This is a genomic window from Listeria monocytogenes (genome assembly GCF_013282665.1).
Lineage (GTDB): Bacteria > Bacillota > Bacilli > Lactobacillales > Listeriaceae > Listeria > Listeria monocytogenes_C.
The window spans coordinates 916,072-932,105 of record NZ_CP054041.1 but is presented as its reverse complement, the minus strand read 5'-3'; the positions used below and the strand labels follow the sequence as shown (position 1 = coordinate 932,105).

The following is a 16,034-nucleotide window of genomic DNA, read 5'->3' as shown; positions in this document are numbered from 1 at the left end:
TTATGATGGATAAAATGATTCTCGGACGCTACATTCCGGGAAATTCTTGGTTACATCGAATTGATCCACGTGCGAAAATCACTGCAGTTATGGCGTTTATTGCGATTGTCTTTTTAGCGAACAATTGGCTGACTTATGCGCTTATGTTTGCGTATGTATTGTATTTAGTTCTCACTTCGAAAGTGCCATTTTTATTTTTTATTAAAGGGTTACAACCGATTTTCTGGCTTATTTTAATCACGCTATTACTGCAAGTCTTTTTTACAAAAGGCGGGACAGTTTTAGTCGATTTAGGACTTTTACAAATAACAACACTTGGACTGACAAATGGAGCGATGATGTTTTGTCGCTTTGTTCTCATTATTTTTATGACGACACTTTTAACATTAACGACAAGCCCGATTGAACTAACAGACGGACTGGAGAAAATTTTAGCGCCATTTCGTTTAGTACATTTACCAGTACATGAACTTGCTTTAATGCTTAGTATTTCTTTGCGATTTATTCCGACATTGATGGATGAAACGGAGAAAATTTTAAAAGCGCAAAAAGCTCGTGGGGTTGAATTTACGAGTGGGAAATGGAGTGACCGAATTAAAGCGATTATTCCGCTGCTCGTGCCACTTTTTATTAGTGCGTTTAAGCGTGCAGAAGACTTAGCAATTGCAATGGAAGCTCGCGGTTATCGTGGTGGTAAAGGGAGAACGAGATTCCGTTTACTACGCTGGCAATTGGCGGATACTTTCTTGTTAATTTCTTTAGCGGTATTAAGTGGATTATTATTTTGGTTGCGGAGTTGAAATGAATGACAAGATATAAAGCAATAATTTCTTATGATGGTAGCGGGTTTTATGGCTATCAGGTGCAGCCGAATACACGGACGGTTCAAGCGGAAATTGAAAAAGCATTGACGAAAATGCATAAAGGTAAGCCTGTGCGGATTACAGCATCAGGAAGAACCGATACTGGTGTTCATGCGAAAGGTCAGGTGATTCATTTCGATTCGGAACTGGATATCACTGCCGAAAAATTTCAAAAAGCTTTGCAAGTCATGACTCCGTTTGATATTAGCTTTTTAACAGTGGAAGAAGTACCTAATGATTTCCACGCTAGATTTGGCACGGTTGGAAAAGAATATCGTTATGTGGTAAAAAGGACGAAAATTTTTGATCCTTTTAGTCGGAATTTTGCGCTACATTATCCATATGAACTGGATATTTCAAAAATGAAATTGGCGAGTAAACGTCTGATTGGCGAGCATGATTTTACAAGTTTCTGTTCGGCGAGAACGGAGCGCGATTCTAAAGTCCGGACGCTTTATAGTATTGATTTTTATGAAGAGGACGACGAGACGTTAGTGATTGCTTTTCAAGGAAATGGATTTTTGTATAATATGGTGCGAATTTTGACAGGAACTCTGCTCGATGCAGGACAAGGTCGAATCTCTCCGGATGATATTTCGAAGGCTTTGTTAGCACGTGATAGGCAAAAATTAATTAGTAAAACAGTGCCGCCACAAGGGTTATATTTATGGCGAGTGGACTACGAATAAAAAATGGATGTTTTTTTACAGAACGCATTGACTTTTTGCTCTAAAAACTGTATTATGGACTATGGTATTGTTTGCCCCACAATAAGCCCCGGAAGGTTGTTGTGTTTAAACAATAAAAATATAGAATAGCATTTCGGGAATTAGGAACAGTTTTCGGGAGCTAATTTGTTTCAATTTATTTAGGAGGGTAATTCATGCGTACAACTTATATGGCGAAACCCGGCGAAGTAGAACGTAAATGGTACGTTATCGACGCTACTGGTGTTTCTTTAGGACGTTTATCCAGTGAAGTTGCTTCAATTCTTCGCGGAAAAAACAAACCACAATTTACTCCACATATCGACACTGGAGACTTTGTAATCATCATCAACGCTGGTAAGATTGGTCTTACTGGTAAAAAAGCTACTGACAAAATTTACTACCGTCACTCTCAATATCCAGGCGGTTTGAAATCTCGTACTGCAGGCGAAATGCGTACAAACAATCCTGAGAAATTATTAGAACTATCTATCAAAGGTATGCTTCCAAAAAATTCTCTTGGACGTCAATTATTCAAAAAATTACACGTATATGGTGGATCTGAGCACGAACATGCAGCTCAACAACCAGAAGTATACGAATTACGCGGTTAATTAATAAAGGAGGAATACTAAGTGGCTCAAGTACAATATTACGGAACTGGTCGTCGTAAAAGCTCTGTAGCTCGCGTACGTTTAGTACCAGGCGACGGCAAAATCGTTATTAACAATAGAGACTGGGAAGATTATATCCCATTTGCAGCTCTTCGTGAAGTTATCAAACAACCTTTAGTAGCTACAGAAACTTTAGGTAACTATGATGTACTAGTAAACGTTCACGGTGGTGGTTACACTGGTCAAGCCGGTGCTATCCGTCATGGTGTAGCTCGTGCACTATTACAAGTGGCTCCTGAGTATCGCCCAGCACTTAAATCTGCTGGCCTACTTACTCGTGACCCACGTATGAAAGAACGTAAAAAATACGGACTTAAAGGCGCGCGTCGTGCACCTCAGTTCTCAAAACGTTAATATGTCGTTTCAAAGCACCAGCTTTTGCTGGTGCTTTTTTTGTTTATTAATATACGAATATACTCAAAAATAGAAAAAAACATGTGTAAACATGATTTCGAAATTATTTAAATAATAATACAGATTTTAATTGTGATTTTTATAACAATATTCTCAAAATATGCTATAATAATTAAAGGTTCGTAATAATTAGATAAAGAGATGAAATGTATATCAATATAAATAGTATATCTTAATATACATAGAAATATGGCATGGTCACAATTTTATGTTCTATAAAAAAATGCACAAAAAAAGCGCCGAAACAGCGCTACTTAATTAAAAGTTGATAACGGACAAAGCCTTATTTTAACTTGCTATGTTATTTTGAATACTAACAATATATACATTGTACCAAATTATAAAAAAAATGCAACTAAAAACAAGTTGAAGGGATGAAGAATATGAAAAATCCGTACACGATTGGCTTAGACATTGGGACTAATTCAGTGGGATGGGCAGTTTTGACAGACCAATATGATTTAGTGAAGAGGAAAATGAAAGTTGCTGGAAACTCGGATAAAAAGCAGATAAAGAAAAATTTCTGGGGCGTTAGGCTGTTTGATGAAGGCGAAACGGCAGCAGACCGTAGAATGAACAGAACAGCAAGAAGAAGAATAGAGAGAAGAAGAAATCGTATTTCTTATTTACAAGAGATATTTGCATTAGAGATGGCTAATATCGATGCTAATTTCTTTTGCCGATTAAATGATAGTTTCTATGTTGACAGCGAAAAAAGAAATAGTCGTCATCCTTTTTTTGCAACGATAGAGGAAGAAGTTGCGTACCACAAAAACTACCGGACAATATATCACTTGCGAGAAGAGCTGGTTAATTCTTCTGAAAAAGCAGATTTAAGATTAGTTTATTTGGCTTTAGCGCATATTATAAAATATAGAGGAAACTTTTTAATTGAGGGAGCATTAGATACTAAAAACACCTCAGTGGATGGAGTATATAAACAATTTATACAGACTTATAATCAAGTGTTTATCAGCAATATTGAAGAAGGCACTCTAGCTAAAATGGAAGAAAATACAACAGTAGCTAATATTCTAGCTGGAAAATTTACGAGAAAAGAAAAATTGGAAAGAATTTTACAATTATATCCGGGTGAAAAATCTACAGGAATGTTTGCGCAATTCATAAGTTTGATTGTAGGTAGCAAAGGAAATTTTCAGAAGGTTTTTGATCTTGTTGAGAAAACGGATATTGAGTGTGCGAAAGATAGTTATGAAGAAGACTTAGAGGCATTGCTGGCGATAATTGGGGATGAATATGCTGAACTATTTGTTGCGGCAAAAAATACATATAATGCTGTGGTGTTATCAAGTATTATTACGGTGACGGACACGGAGACGAATGCGAAGTTATCTGCAAGCATGATTGAACGTTTTGATGCACACGAAAAAGATTTAAGTGAACTGAAAGCATTTATTAAGCTTCACTTACCTAAACAATATGAAGAAATATTTAGTAATGTCGCGATAGATGGTTACGCCGGATATATAGACGGCAAAACCAAACAAGTAGATTTTTATAAGTACCTGAAAACACTATTGGAGAACATCGAAGGTGCAGATTATTTTATTGCTAAAATAGAAGAAGAAAACTTTTTGCGAAAACAACGGACATTTGACAATGGTGCTATTCCGCATCAATTACATTTGGAAGAATTAGAAGCTATTTTACACCAACAAGCGAAATATTATCCTTTTTTAAAAGAAGCGTATGATAAAATCAAAAGCTTAGTAACTTTTAGAATTCCATATTTTGTTGGTCCGCTAGCTAATGGCCAGAGCGATTTTGCTTGGCTAACAAGAAAAGCTGATGGTGAAATTAGACCATGGAATATAGAAGAAAAAGTAGATTTTGGTAAGTCAGCGGTAGATTTTATTGAAAAAATGACCAATAAAGATACATATTTGCCTAAAGAAAATGTGTTACCTAAACATAGTCTCTATTATCAAAAATACATGGTTTATAATGAACTGACCAAAGTTAGATATATTGATGACCAAGGGAAAACAAACTATTTTTCTGGGCAGGAAAAACAACAAATTTTTAATGACTATTTTAAGCAAAAACGTAAAGTGAGCAAGAAAGATTTGGAGCAGTTCTTACGGAATATGAGCCACATTGAAAGTCCAACTATTGAAGGTTTGGAAGACTCATTTAATTCTAGTTATGCTACCTACCATGATTTACTGAAGGTAGGAATAAAACAAGAAGTCCTTGAAAATCCATTAAATATGGAAATGCTAGAAGATATAGTCAAAATTCTAACTGTGTTTGAAGATAAGCGTATGATCAAAGAACAGTTACAGCAATTTTCTGGTGTTCTAGATGGGGCAGTTCTGAAAAAATTAGAGCGAAGACATTATACAGGATGGGGAAGGTTATCAGCTAAGTTACTTGTTGGGATTCGTGATAAACAATCTCACCTAACTATTTTAGATTATTTGATGAATGATGATGGACTTAACCGCAATCTGATGCAATTAATAAATGACAGTAATTTATCATTCAAATCAATTATTGAGAAAGAACAAGTATCTACGACGGATAAAGACCTTCAAAGTATTGTAGCAGATCTTGCTGGTAGCCCGGCTATTAAAAAAGGCATTTTACAAAGTCTGAAGATTGTCGATGAACTTGTTAGTATAATGGGTTACCCACCTCAAACGATTGTTGTGGAAATGGCAAGAGAAAACCAAACCACTGTTAAAGGAAAAAATAATTCTAGACCGCGTTATAAATCATTAGAAAAAGCGATTAAAGAATTTGGTAGTCAAATTCTAAAAGAACATCCGACTGATAATCAAGAATTAAGAAATAATAGATTGTACTTGTATTATTTACAGAACGGGAAGGATATGTATACTGGACAAGAGTTAGATATTCATAATCTTTCTAACTATGATATTGATCATATTGTGCCCCAGAGTTTTATAACAGATAACTCCATTGATAATCTTGTGTTAACGAGTTCAGCTGGAAATCGGGAAAAAGGGGACGATGTACCACCACTAGAAATCGTTCGGAAGAGAAAAGTATTTTGGGAGAAGCTATTCCAAGGGAATTTGATGAGTAAACGCAAATTTGACTATTTAACCAAAGCTGAACGTGGTGGTCTTACAGAAGCGGATAAAGCGACATTTATCCATAGACAATTAGTGGAAACTCGCCAAATAACGAAGAACGTGGCCAATATTTTACATCAACGTTTTAATAATGAAACAGATAATCATGGTAATAATATGGAACAAGTTCGAATTGTAATGTTAAAATCTGCGCTGGTTAGCCAATTCCGTAAGCAATTTCAATTATACAAGGTGCGAGAAGTTAATGATTATCACCATGCGCACGATGCATATTTGAATGGTGTTGTCGCAAATACATTGTTAAAAGTATATCCTCAGTTAGAACCAGAATTTGTATATGGAGAGTATCACCAATTTGATTGGTTCAAAGCAAATAAAGCTACCGCGAAAAAGCAATTTTATACAAACATCATGTTATTCTTTGCGCAAAAAGAACGAATAATAGATGAAAATGGTGAGATTCTTTGGGATAAAAAATATTTGGAAACTATCAAGAAAGTCCTAGATTATCGACAAATGAATATTGTTAAGAAAACAGAAATTCAAAAAGGCGAATTTTCAAAAGCTACAATTAAACCAAAAGGAAATTCCAGTAAATTAATTCCTAGAAAAGAAAATTGGGATCCGATGAAATATGGAGGCCTTGATAGCCCTAATATGGCGTATGCAGTTATTATTGAACATGCGAAGGGGAAAAAGAAAATAGTTTTCGAGAAAAAAATTATCCGTATTACTATTATGGAACGTAAGGCTTTTGAAAAAGATGAGAAATCATTTTTAGAGAAACAAGGTTATCGCCAGCCTAAAGTCCTCACAAAATTACCGAAATATACGTTATATGAATGTGAAAATGGGCGCCGGAGAATGCTAGCTAGTGCTAATGAAGCTCAAAAAGGAAATCAGCAGGTATTGAAAGGTCAGCTAATAACACTGCTACACCATGCGAAAAATTGTGAAGCTAGTGATGGGAAAAGCTTAGACTATATTGAAAGTAATAGAGAAATGTTTGGTGAATTGCTAGCGCACGTATCAGAATTTGCGAAAAGATATACGTTAGCTGATGCTAATCTAAGCAAAATTAATCAGCTTTTTGAGCAAAATAAAGATAACGACATTAAGGTTATAGCACAATCTTTTGTTAACTTAATGGCATTCAATGCTATGGGTGCGCCGGCAAGTTTTAAATTTTTTGAAGCCACTATTGAGCGTAAAAGATATACTAATCTTAAAGAACTATTAAGGGCCACTATCATCTATCAATCAATCACAGGACTTTATGAAGCACGAAAAAGGCTGGATGGCTAAATGGGATGGCGGACTGTTGTTGTAAATTCGCATTCGAAATTATCATATAAGAACCAACATCTAGTTTTTAAAACGGCTTATCAACAGGAAATGATTCATCTATCAGAAATTGATGTGCTTATTCTAGAAACAACAGATATTACCTTGACTACCATGTTAATTAACTGCTTAGTAGCTGAGAATATTTTGATTCTCTTTTGTGATGATAAGCGATTGCCTATTGGAAAAATGCTTCCTTTTTACGGCCGGCACGATAGCAGTTTGCAATTAACAAAGCAATTGGAATGGAACGCTGAATTAAAGGCTGCGGTGTGGACGGAAATTATTTCTCAAAAAATTTTAAATCAAAGTACGTATTTATCGATGCTGAATTATGATGAGAAGGCAAGCTCATTAATAAATTTACATGAAACTTTAGCTGTTTTTGATCCTACTAATCGGGAGGGTCACGCAGCTAGAATATACTTTAATCAGCTTTTTGGAAATGATTTTACGAGAGAGCAAGAAAACGATATTAATAGTGGATTGAATTATGGTTATACTTTGCTATTAAGTGTTTTTGCAAGAGAATTGGTGAAATCTGGTTGTATGACACAATTTGGATTGAAACACGCCAATCAATTTAATGATTTTAATTTGGCTAGTGACTTAATGGAGCCTTTCAGACCACTAGTTGATCAAATCGTTTATGAGAAACGCAATGAAGATTTTCTGGTAATTAAACGCGCGTTATTCGAATTGTTTACCAAGCAATTTGACTATAATGACCAACATATGTTTTTGACGAACATTGCGAGTGATTATACTAAGAAAATAGTAAAAGTCTTAAATGAAGAAAGGGAAGGAGTTCCTGAATTTAGGATATGAGTTATCGATATATGAGAATGTTATTAATGTTTGATATGCCTACAGACACAGCCAAAGAAAGAAAAGCTTATCGTCAATTTCGACGTTTTATATTGAGCGAGGGGTTTATTATGCATCAATATTCTGTCTATAGCAAAATTTTATTGAACGGAACTGCCAGTAAGGCGATGCTCGCGCGCTTAAAACAACAAAATCCTAAAAAGGGACTGATTACTTTATTGACTGTGACAGAAAAACAATTTGCGCGTATGGTATATTTAAGTGGTGAACAAAATAAAAGCATAGCTAATTCAGATGCGAGACTCGTTTTCCTAGGAGATGATGTGGATGAATTTTAATTTCAAATTACTCGACGATCCCATACAAATTGAAGATTCTACCATATTTGTAATAGAAGATGTACGTGTTTTTGCGAATGTCACTAAATTTTTCTATCAATACGAGGAAACAGAAGAATTGACCATTTTTGACGCGAAACATCAACCGTTGAAAAGTAGTGAGTTGATGTTGATTACTGATGTGTTAGGACACGATATCAATTCCGCAGCAACGCTAAAATTAATATATGCGGATTTGGAGCAGCAACTTAACGAAAAGCCTGAAGTAAAGTCAATGATTGACAAATTAACCGCAACGATTAGCGAGTTGATAGGTTACGAATTATTGGAGCATGAACTGGATTTAGAAGAAGATGAAATAACGGTCATTGAATTATTCAAAGCTTTAGGAATAAAAATAGAAACAAAAAGCGATACCATATTTGAGAAATTAATTGAAATAGTACAAGTTTATAAATATCTATCTAAGAAAAAATTGTTAGTACTTATTAATGTGTGTTCCTATCTTACAGAGGAAGAACTGCTAGAGTTGAGGAGGTATATCTCTTTATATCAAGTCAAAGTACTATTTATTGAGCCTAGAAAGATAAAAGAATCTCCACATGTTACTTTAGATTCTGATTATTTTTTACACATGGAAAATAGTGTATAAGGTAACCGCTGTTCTTTGAAAACAAAATAAATTTTATGTAACCCATAAAAAAGCATTCAAAATTGAAATCTTGCTATGGATGAATGGCGCGATTACGGAATCTCGGAGGAAAGAAAAAATTCTGCGAGGTTTTAGAGCTATGTTATTTTGAATGCTACCAAAACTGCCATCGGGCCACTATTGATGGGGATAGGGTTTTAGAGCTATGTTATTTTGAATGCTACCAAAACTTCTGGGGACTTGTACTTTTCTTAGCAGTAGTTTTAGAGCTATGTTATTTTGAATGCTACCAAAACTAGCCGTCCTCTTCTAAGTCAACCTCCTCAGTTTTAGAGCTATGTTATTTTGAATGCTACCAAAACCAATAGAAAAAAGCTTCTTAGCTGATACGCGTTTTAGAGCTATGTTATTTTGAATGCTACCAAAACGAACCTAGGTGACGAACCTAACGGAAAATTGTTTTAGAGCTATGTTATTTTGAATGCTACCAAAACAATGCTTTGTGTGTTTCACTATTGTAATCAGTTTTAGAGCTATGTTATTTTGAATGCTACCAAAACATCCACAAATGTGAGCATTCCTTCTAATGCGTTTTAGAGCTATGTTATTTTGAATGCTACCAAAACAGTGGACAAGGCGACTATTACGTTAAAAGTGTTTTAGAGCTATGTTATTTTGAATGCTACCAAAACTCGCGAATCGGACACTATGCTGCGTCTTTCGTTTTAGAGCTATGTTATTTTGAATGCTACCAAAACTTGCAGCTAAGAATAACAGAATGATGTTGCGTTTTAGAGCTATGTTATTTTGAATGCTACCAAAACTGCAAACTTAAGATTATCATTGTCGGAGGCGTTTTAGAGCTATGTTATTTTGAATGCTACCAAAACCCATGTCAATATGAAAGCCGTGCAAGAGGAGTTTTAGAGCTATGTTATTTTGAATGCTACCAAAACTCAGAAATAAATATAATTTAGGTGAAGACGGTTTTAGAGCTATGTTATTTTGAATGCTACCAAAACTATTATTTTTGTTTATTAGTTTATTGAATGGTTTTAGAGCTATGTTATTTTGAATGCTACCAAAACCAGCTTTCTTGCGCGCTACTCATTTTCTTATGTTTTAGAGCTATGTTATTTTGAATGCTACCAAAACATTCATGTCACAGCGACAGACAAAACGAGCGTTTTAGAGCTATGTTATTTTGAATGCTACCAAAACCATTCGTTCTGTGCGTTCATACTTACATCGGTTTTAGAGCTATGTTATTTTGAATGCTACCAAAACCTGCTTCTACAAACCCAAACAATAAGCCTAGTTTTAGAGCTATGTTATTTTGAATGCTACCAAAACAAGGTTTCGGGAATAGTAACCCCAACTCGAGTTTTAGAGCTATGTTATTTTGAATGCTACCAAAACAAAAAGCATTGGAATTGTACACATTAGACTGTTTTAGAGCTATGTTATTTTGAATGCTACCAAAACAATGGCTAAAAAGAGGATTAAAGACTTTGAGTTTTAGAGCTATGTTATTTTGAATGCTACCCAAACCTGTTTTAACTGATTATATTCTAAATACGAGTAGGGATAATGACACGCTTGAACTATATACTGCTTGGAACAGCGAGGAAGATTTCCTGTTATTGAATAAAACAGAACTGCTGATAGAGCATTTAACTATCGAAAATTTAATTTTAAGTGACTGAGAACTATTAATAACTAAAATGAGAACCTATATAACTTTTAGCACCATCCGTTAAAAAAGGAGCCCCCAACCATGAAAAAAACCTCCATTATTTTTATTTTTTGCGCATTCCTGTTAACTGCTTGCTCAACCACTACAAAAGAAATCCCTAGACAAACCATAGAAGCTACCGGCACTATTGAACAAGTAGAAATGGAATCTGTTTTAATCAATAATATCAAAATAAAAACCAATAATAACGCGCCAGAACTGAGTGTGCGCTTCTACATCAGTGGAAAGTACCACGACGAAACGGGAAACAAAATAAAACTAACCGAACTAAACAAAAATGACAATATAAAAATCATTTTAACAAAAGATTTCCCAATCCAAGAAACCTCACCAGCCCAAATAGATCCCAAATACGTACATAAAATCATCCGGCTAAACAAATAAAAATCTCTCACTCGCAGAGCCGAAAATGGTAAAATGGATGGCTAGTCGCAAACTAAATGGTTAAATAAAAACGAGGTTCTGCAACTACGCAGACCTCGTTTTTATTTAACCATTGATATCGATAGCTTTGATCCATCCTAGTGAGTTATGACTGTCTTTAACATGCAACCAATCTTCGCCAAGAATATTAGCTGTTTTATCGACTGCTAATAACTTCCCATAATAGAAACCAACTGCTTTTGGTTTGGTGCTTGTTGATTCTATAGGTTTATTGTAAAGTTTTGCAGTTGGATCTTTCACGTAAGCAACTTGTTTTACTGGTTCTTCTTTAGCGGGAGTGTAAAAAACATTTAAGTCTTTCTCGCTAGCCCAGCCAACAACTTTTCCATCTAGTTTGAACGCATACCAAAGTGTATTTCCGACTTTAGCGCGAGTCACTAGTTCTAATTTTTCATTATCATAATCAGTAAGTGGTGCTAGTTTTTCTGCGTTTTTTGTGTTGAATGGTTCACTCCATACGTTGTCAGTCGCTGATTTACTTACAATAGCGTAACCGTCGTAGGAAGTTTGCTCGGTGATACGATCATATAGGCGATCATTTAACTTGTCAGCGCGAACCCAGCCAAGTACTTCTCCACCTTCCGAAAGTCGGAACCAAGCATAGCCGCCGCGAGTGATTTTTTTATCTACTTGAAGGGCTTTTCTATCATATTTTTCGATAGTGCCCTCATCGAATTGCTTTTCAGGATTTGGCAAGCGATAAATATGTGCGTTTAAATCATCTACATACTTGGTTAATTGAACATCTTCATCTTCTTTTTGATGATAGCTGATGTCTAGAGCGTTGCTATTTACCCAACCGATATCTTCATTGTTTTCACGAATAAAGTACCATAGACCTTTTTCTGTTTTAGCTTCCCAAGAAATTTCTAAGTTACGACCTGTATAGTTCTTTAGGGTTCCAACTTCACTTGCATTCTCGGTATTGTACGGTGCTGACCAAATAAGCTCTTGTTCTTTAGTAGCAGCAACTGTACCGATAGCTGTAAGCGCTTGGTTAGACTCGATTTTATCGTAAATGACATCATACGCATCTAAGTTGTAGCGTTCAATAATTGCTACTAGTTTAGAAACATAATCAGGGTCCGTCGCATAACCACCATCTTTAATAGCTTGCAGTGCTTTGCGGTAATCGGTTTCGCCAACTGCGCCTTGATAACGCTCATTTTCCGTAATTAAGGCCGTGTGATCTTCAATGGATTCTTTCCAACTAGGGTAAACACGGAAGTTAGCGGTAGTAGCACCGGATGCTTCCATCGTTCCCATTGAGACCGACTTTCCTTCATAAGCTCCTTTAATTCCGAATAAGTTATTAGAGTTCTGGCTTAGACCACTTTCACCCCAATTAGATTCCAAAATAGCTTGAGCAAGCGTTACACTCGTAAGTAATTTACCATCACGATATCCATCTTGAGCCGCAGGTAAAATCTCATCAATGAAAGCTTGTTGCGAAGTAGTCAAATTAGCTTGAGCAGTTCTGCTACCTCCTGTTTCTGCACCAACATTTATGGAAATCGCCAAAAATGCTACAATCAGCAGAATTATCCCTGGTTTTATAAACTTTCTATTCAAATTTCAATGCACTCCTTTATTTATATCTGCCACTATATTATCAATAAACACCTTAAAAGTTCTATTACATTTATATGACGAAAAAAAACAATTGCACCAAACCTATTGGGGCGCAACTGTTAAAGCTGAAAACACTAAATATGTAAAATTTGTGAAATTCTCTTCAATGAACTTTTATACCGAAAAGGCAAGCAATATGTGAAAAAATAAAACAGCCATGCTATAATAATCAGTATGTCAGCGCATTCATTTTTGGAGGTTTATATATATGTTAAACGAACAACAAATTACTAGATTGCTATATCGATTACAAGACCCTGTTCTAGAAGCGAGTTTAGAAGAAACAGAAGGTATTTTAGAAGTACAGGTACTAAAAGAAGCAGCGAATATCAAAATCGCATTAGCTGATCCAGCAATAGAAACGGATCATTTTGTTCATAATATAGAAGAACTTCTTACACAATTTGGTGTAAATGAAATAAATATCGAATTAGAATACTTGCCAGCAGCAGTTATCGATCGCATTTTCCAAGCAAGAGATAACATACTTTCAGAAACAAGCGAAACGAAATTTTTAGCAATAGCTAGCGGAAAAGGTGGAGTAGGAAAATCCACAGTTTCGGCCAACCTTGCTGTCGCGCTCGCTAAACAAGGAAAAAAAGTAGGGCTGTTAGATGCTGACATATATGGATTTAGTATCCCGGTACTACTTGGAACAACCGAATCTCCTCGCAAAGAAAATGGTCAAATTATCCCAGTAGAAACCCAAGGCATCCAAATGATTTCAATGGATTTTTTTGTAGAACCTGGAGAACCAGTTATTTGGCGAGGCCCAATGCTAGGTAAAATGATTAAAATGTTTTTAGAAGAAGTAAGATGGGGGAAACTAGATTACTTACTTATTGATTTACCTCCAGGAACTGGCGATGTAGCCTTAGATATTCACACACTTATTCCTAAATGTAATGAGTTAATAGTTACAACACCACATTATGCCGCAGCCTCGGTTGCATCTCGAGCAGGTTATATGGCAGCAAAAAACAACCATAAAATCATCGGTGTAATCGAAAATATGTCTTATCTCACTTTAGCTGATGGACAAGTATTAAAAGTATTTGGGCAAGGCGGCGGTGAAAAAGTTGCTGCAGACTTAGAAACACAACTTTTAATCCAGATGCCAATAGAACAACCTGAGCCCAATACAAATGGCTATATATCAGCTGTTTTTGACCCTTCAAGTATATCAGGAAAAGCATATAAAACCCTAGCAGAGAAAATAATTCCATATTTATCATAAAAACTTTGTAAAAAGTATTGACGAAAGGCAAAAATCTTGGTATATTTATAAACGTTGCTGATGCGGACAAAACGCTTTCGCAGCAAAAGAAACTGACCTTTGAAAACTGAACAAAAAAGAAGACGAAAAGCAATGAGACGTAAAGTCTCACTGGTAATCGCAGGGCAGAAAACAGAAAGCTGTTTTCAACAAAACAAACTAGTAATTTAATTGCTAGCGAAGTCAATTTGACGCAAGGAATCTTATTCACGGTGTTGAATAAGTATTCAAATTCAATTTATATTTTAAAGAGAGTTTGATCCTGGCTCAGGACGAACGCTGGCGGCGTGCCTAATACATGCAAGTCGAACGAACGGAGGAAGAGCTTGCTCTTCCAAAGTTAGTGGCGGACGGGTGAGTAACACGTGGGCAACCTGCCTGTAAGTTGGGGATAACTCCGGGAAACCGGGGCTAATACCGAATGATAAGATGTGGCGCATGCCACGCCTTTGAAAGATGGTTTCGGCTATCGCTTACAGATGGGCCCGCGGTGCATTAGCTAGTTGGTAGGGTAATGGCCTACCAAGGCAACGATGCATAGCCGACCTGAGAGGGTGATCGGCCACACTGGGACTGAGACACGGCCCAGACTCCTACGGGAGGCAGCAGTAGGGAATCTTCCGCAATGGACGAAAGTCTGACGGAGCAACGCCGCGTGTATGAAGAAGGTTTTCGGATCGTAAAGTACTGTTGTTAGAGAAGAACAAGGATAAGAGTAACTGCTTGTCCCTTGACGGTATCTAACCAGAAAGCCACGGCTAACTACGTGCCAGCAGCCGCGGTAATACGTAGGTGGCAAGCGTTGTCCGGATTTATTGGGCGTAAAGCGCGCGCAGGCGGTCTTTTAAGTCTGATGTGAAAGCCCCCGGCTTAACCGGGGAGGGTCATTGGAAACTGGAAGACTGGAGTGCAGAAGAGGAGAGTGGAATTCCACGTGTAGCGGTGAAATGCGTAGATATGTGGAGGAACACCAGTGGCGAAGGCGACTCTCTGGTCTGTAACTGACGCTGAGGCGCGAAAGCGTGGGGAGCAAACAGGATTAGATACCCTGGTAGTCCACGCCGTAAACGATGAGTGCTAAGTGTTAGGGGGTTTCCGCCCCTTAGTGCTGCAGCTAACGCATTAAGCACTCCGCCTGGGGAGTACGACCGCAAGGTTGAAACTCAAAGGAATTGACGGGGGCCCGCACAAGCGGTGGAGCATGTGGTTTAATTCGAAGCAACGCGAAGAACCTTACCAGGTCTTGACATCCTTTGACCACTCTGGAGACAGAGCTTTCCCTTCGGGGACAAAGTGACAGGTGGTGCATGGTTGTCGTCAGCTCGTGTCGTGAGATGTTGGGTTAAGTCCCGCAACGAGCGCAACCCTTGATTTTAGTTGCCAGCATTTAGTTGGGCACTCTAAAGTGACTGCCGGTGCAAGCCGGAGGAAGGTGGGGATGACGTCAAATCATCATGCCCCTTATGACCTGGGCTACACACGTGCTACAATGGATAGTACAAAGGGTCGCGAAGCCGCGAGGTGGAGCTAATCCCATAAAACTATTCTCAGTTCGGATTGTAGGCTGCAACTCGCCTACATGAAGCCGGAATCGCTAGTAATCGTGGATCAGCATGCCACGGTGAATACGTTCCCGGGCCTTGTACACACCGCCCGTCACACCACGAGAGTTTGTAACACCCGAAGTCGGTAGGGTAACCTTTATGGAGCCAGCCGCCGAAGGTGGGACAGATAATTGGGGTGAAGTCGTAACAAGGTAGCCGTATCGGAAGGTGCGGCTGGATCACCTCCTTTCTAAGGAAAAGGAAACCTGTGTGTTTTCGTTCTTCTATATTTGTTCAGTTTTGAGAGGTTACTCTCTTTTTATGTCAGATAAAGTATGCAAGGCACCATGCTTGAAGCATCGCGCCACTACATTTTTGACGGGCCTATAGCTCAGCTGGTTAGAGCGCACGCCTGATAAGCGTGAGGTCGATGGTTCGAGTCCATTTAGGCCCACTTTTTCTTTCTGACACAAGAAATA

The 16,034-nt window shown here is 37.3% G+C and carries 11 protein-coding genes, 1 tRNA gene, 1 rRNA gene and 1 CRISPR repeat array; of the genes, 12 read left to right on the top strand and 1 reads right to left on the bottom strand.

Annotated features, from left to right (window positions below; genetic code table 11):
* The first annotated feature begins 2 nt into the window (after positions 1-2).
* The 9 genes from HRK21_RS04710 to HRK21_RS04670 all read left to right on the top strand — a co-directional run bounded on the left by HRK21_RS04710 (position 3) and on the right by HRK21_RS04670 (position 11,043).
* Positions 3-800, top strand: coding sequence for an energy-coupling factor transporter transmembrane component T family protein (locus tag HRK21_RS04710; protein WP_003739840.1), 798 nt, complete (start codon positions 3-5; stop codon positions 798-800).
* Positions 801-805: 5 nt separating this feature from the next.
* Complete coding sequence (gene truA, locus HRK21_RS04705) at positions 806-1,552, top strand: tRNA pseudouridine(38-40) synthase TruA (protein ID WP_070006568.1); 747 nt, start codon at positions 806-808, stop codon at positions 1,550-1,552.
* Positions 1,553-1,746: 194 nt separating this feature from the next.
* Positions 1,747-2,184, top strand: coding sequence for a 50S ribosomal protein L13 (gene rplM, locus HRK21_RS04700; RefSeq protein WP_003727703.1), 438 nt, complete (start codon positions 1,747-1,749; stop codon positions 2,182-2,184).
* Positions 2,185-2,205: 21 nt separating this feature from the next.
* Positions 2,206-2,598 carry a 30S ribosomal protein S9 gene (gene rpsI / locus HRK21_RS04695; RefSeq protein WP_003726075.1) on the top strand — a complete coding sequence of 131 codons (393 nt, stop codon included), beginning with the start codon at positions 2,206-2,208 and terminating at the stop codon, positions 2,596-2,598.
* Positions 2,599-3,041: 443 nt separating this feature from the next.
* Positions 3,042-7,046: a type II CRISPR RNA-guided endonuclease Cas9 gene (gene cas9 / locus HRK21_RS04690; protein WP_070006567.1), complete on the top strand. Its 4,005-nt coding sequence runs from the start codon at positions 3,042-3,044 to the stop codon at positions 7,044-7,046.
* Positions 7,047-7,913 (top strand): type II CRISPR-associated endonuclease Cas1, encoded by an 867-nt coding sequence (cas1, locus tag HRK21_RS04685; RefSeq protein ID WP_069887400.1) that lies wholly within the window; start codon positions 7,047-7,049, stop codon positions 7,911-7,913.
* Complete coding sequence (gene cas2 / locus HRK21_RS04680) at positions 7,910-8,251, top strand: CRISPR-associated endonuclease Cas2 (RefSeq protein ID WP_031695320.1); 342 nt, start codon at positions 7,910-7,912, stop codon at positions 8,249-8,251. Before cas1 ends, cas2 begins: the two co-directional genes overlap by 4 nt.
* Positions 8,241-8,903 carry a type II-A CRISPR-associated protein Csn2 gene (csn2, locus tag HRK21_RS04675; RefSeq protein ID WP_070006566.1) on the top strand — a complete coding sequence of 221 codons (663 nt, stop codon included), beginning with the start codon at positions 8,241-8,243 and terminating at the stop codon, positions 8,901-8,903. The genes cas2 and csn2 overlap by 11 nt, the downstream gene beginning before the upstream one ends.
* 128 nt (positions 8,904-9,031) lie before the next feature.
* Positions 9,032-10,454: direct repeats of the CRISPR family, unit length 36 nt; unit sequence GTTTTAGAGCTATGTTATTTTGAATGCTACCAAAAC.
* 226 nt (positions 10,455-10,680) lie between these two features.
* Positions 10,681-11,043 carry a hypothetical protein gene (locus tag HRK21_RS04670; protein ID WP_070006565.1) on the top strand — a complete coding sequence of 121 codons (363 nt, stop codon included), beginning with the start codon at positions 10,681-10,683 and terminating at the stop codon, positions 11,041-11,043.
* Positions 11,044-11,148: 105 nt separating this feature from the next.
* On the opposite strand, the gene HRK21_RS04665 is transcribed toward HRK21_RS04670, so the two are convergent.
* Positions 11,149-12,675: a GW domain-containing glycosaminoglycan-binding protein gene (locus HRK21_RS04665; RefSeq protein WP_070006564.1), complete on the bottom strand. Its 1,527-nt coding sequence runs from the start codon at positions 12,673-12,675 to the stop codon at positions 11,149-11,151.
* A 268-nt stretch (positions 12,676-12,943) separates the two neighbouring features.
* Here HRK21_RS04665 and HRK21_RS04660 point away from each other — a divergent pair, with 268 nt between their 5' ends.
* The 3 genes from HRK21_RS04660 (at position 12,944) to HRK21_RS04650 (ending at position 16,009) form a co-directional block, all read left to right on the top strand.
* Positions 12,944-13,972, top strand: coding sequence for an Mrp/NBP35 family ATP-binding protein (locus tag HRK21_RS04660; RefSeq protein WP_070006563.1), 1,029 nt, complete (start codon positions 12,944-12,946; stop codon positions 13,970-13,972).
* A 283-nt stretch (positions 13,973-14,255) separates the two neighbouring features.
* Positions 14,256-15,805, top strand: a 16S ribosomal RNA gene (locus tag HRK21_RS04655).
* Positions 15,806-15,935: 130 nt separating this feature from the next.
* Positions 15,936-16,009 (top strand) — tRNA-Ile (locus HRK21_RS04650).
* The last annotated feature ends 25 nt before the right edge of the window (positions 16,010-16,034 follow it).

Coding starts and splice junctions, on each gene's coding strand:
- HRK21_RS04710 (WP_003739840.1), top strand. CDS start 3: ATGATGGATAAAATGATTCTCGGACGCTACATTCCGGGAAATTCTTGG.
- truA (WP_070006568.1), top strand. CDS start 806: ATGACAAGATATAAAGCAATAATTTCTTATGATGGTAGCGGGTTTTAT.
- rplM (WP_003727703.1), top strand. CDS start 1,747: ATGCGTACAACTTATATGGCGAAACCCGGCGAAGTAGAACGTAAATGG.
- cas9 (WP_070006567.1), top strand. CDS start 3,042: ATGAAAAATCCGTACACGATTGGCTTAGACATTGGGACTAATTCAGTG.
- cas1 (WP_069887400.1), top strand. CDS start 7,047: ATGGGATGGCGGACTGTTGTTGTAAATTCGCATTCGAAATTATCATAT.
- cas2 (WP_031695320.1), top strand. CDS start 7,910: ATGAGTTATCGATATATGAGAATGTTATTAATGTTTGATATGCCTACA.
- csn2 (WP_070006566.1), top strand. CDS start 8,241: ATGAATTTTAATTTCAAATTACTCGACGATCCCATACAAATTGAAGAT.
- HRK21_RS04670 (WP_070006565.1), top strand. CDS start 10,681: ATGAAAAAAACCTCCATTATTTTTATTTTTTGCGCATTCCTGTTAACT.
- HRK21_RS04660 (WP_070006563.1), top strand. CDS start 12,944: ATGTTAAACGAACAACAAATTACTAGATTGCTATATCGATTACAAGAC.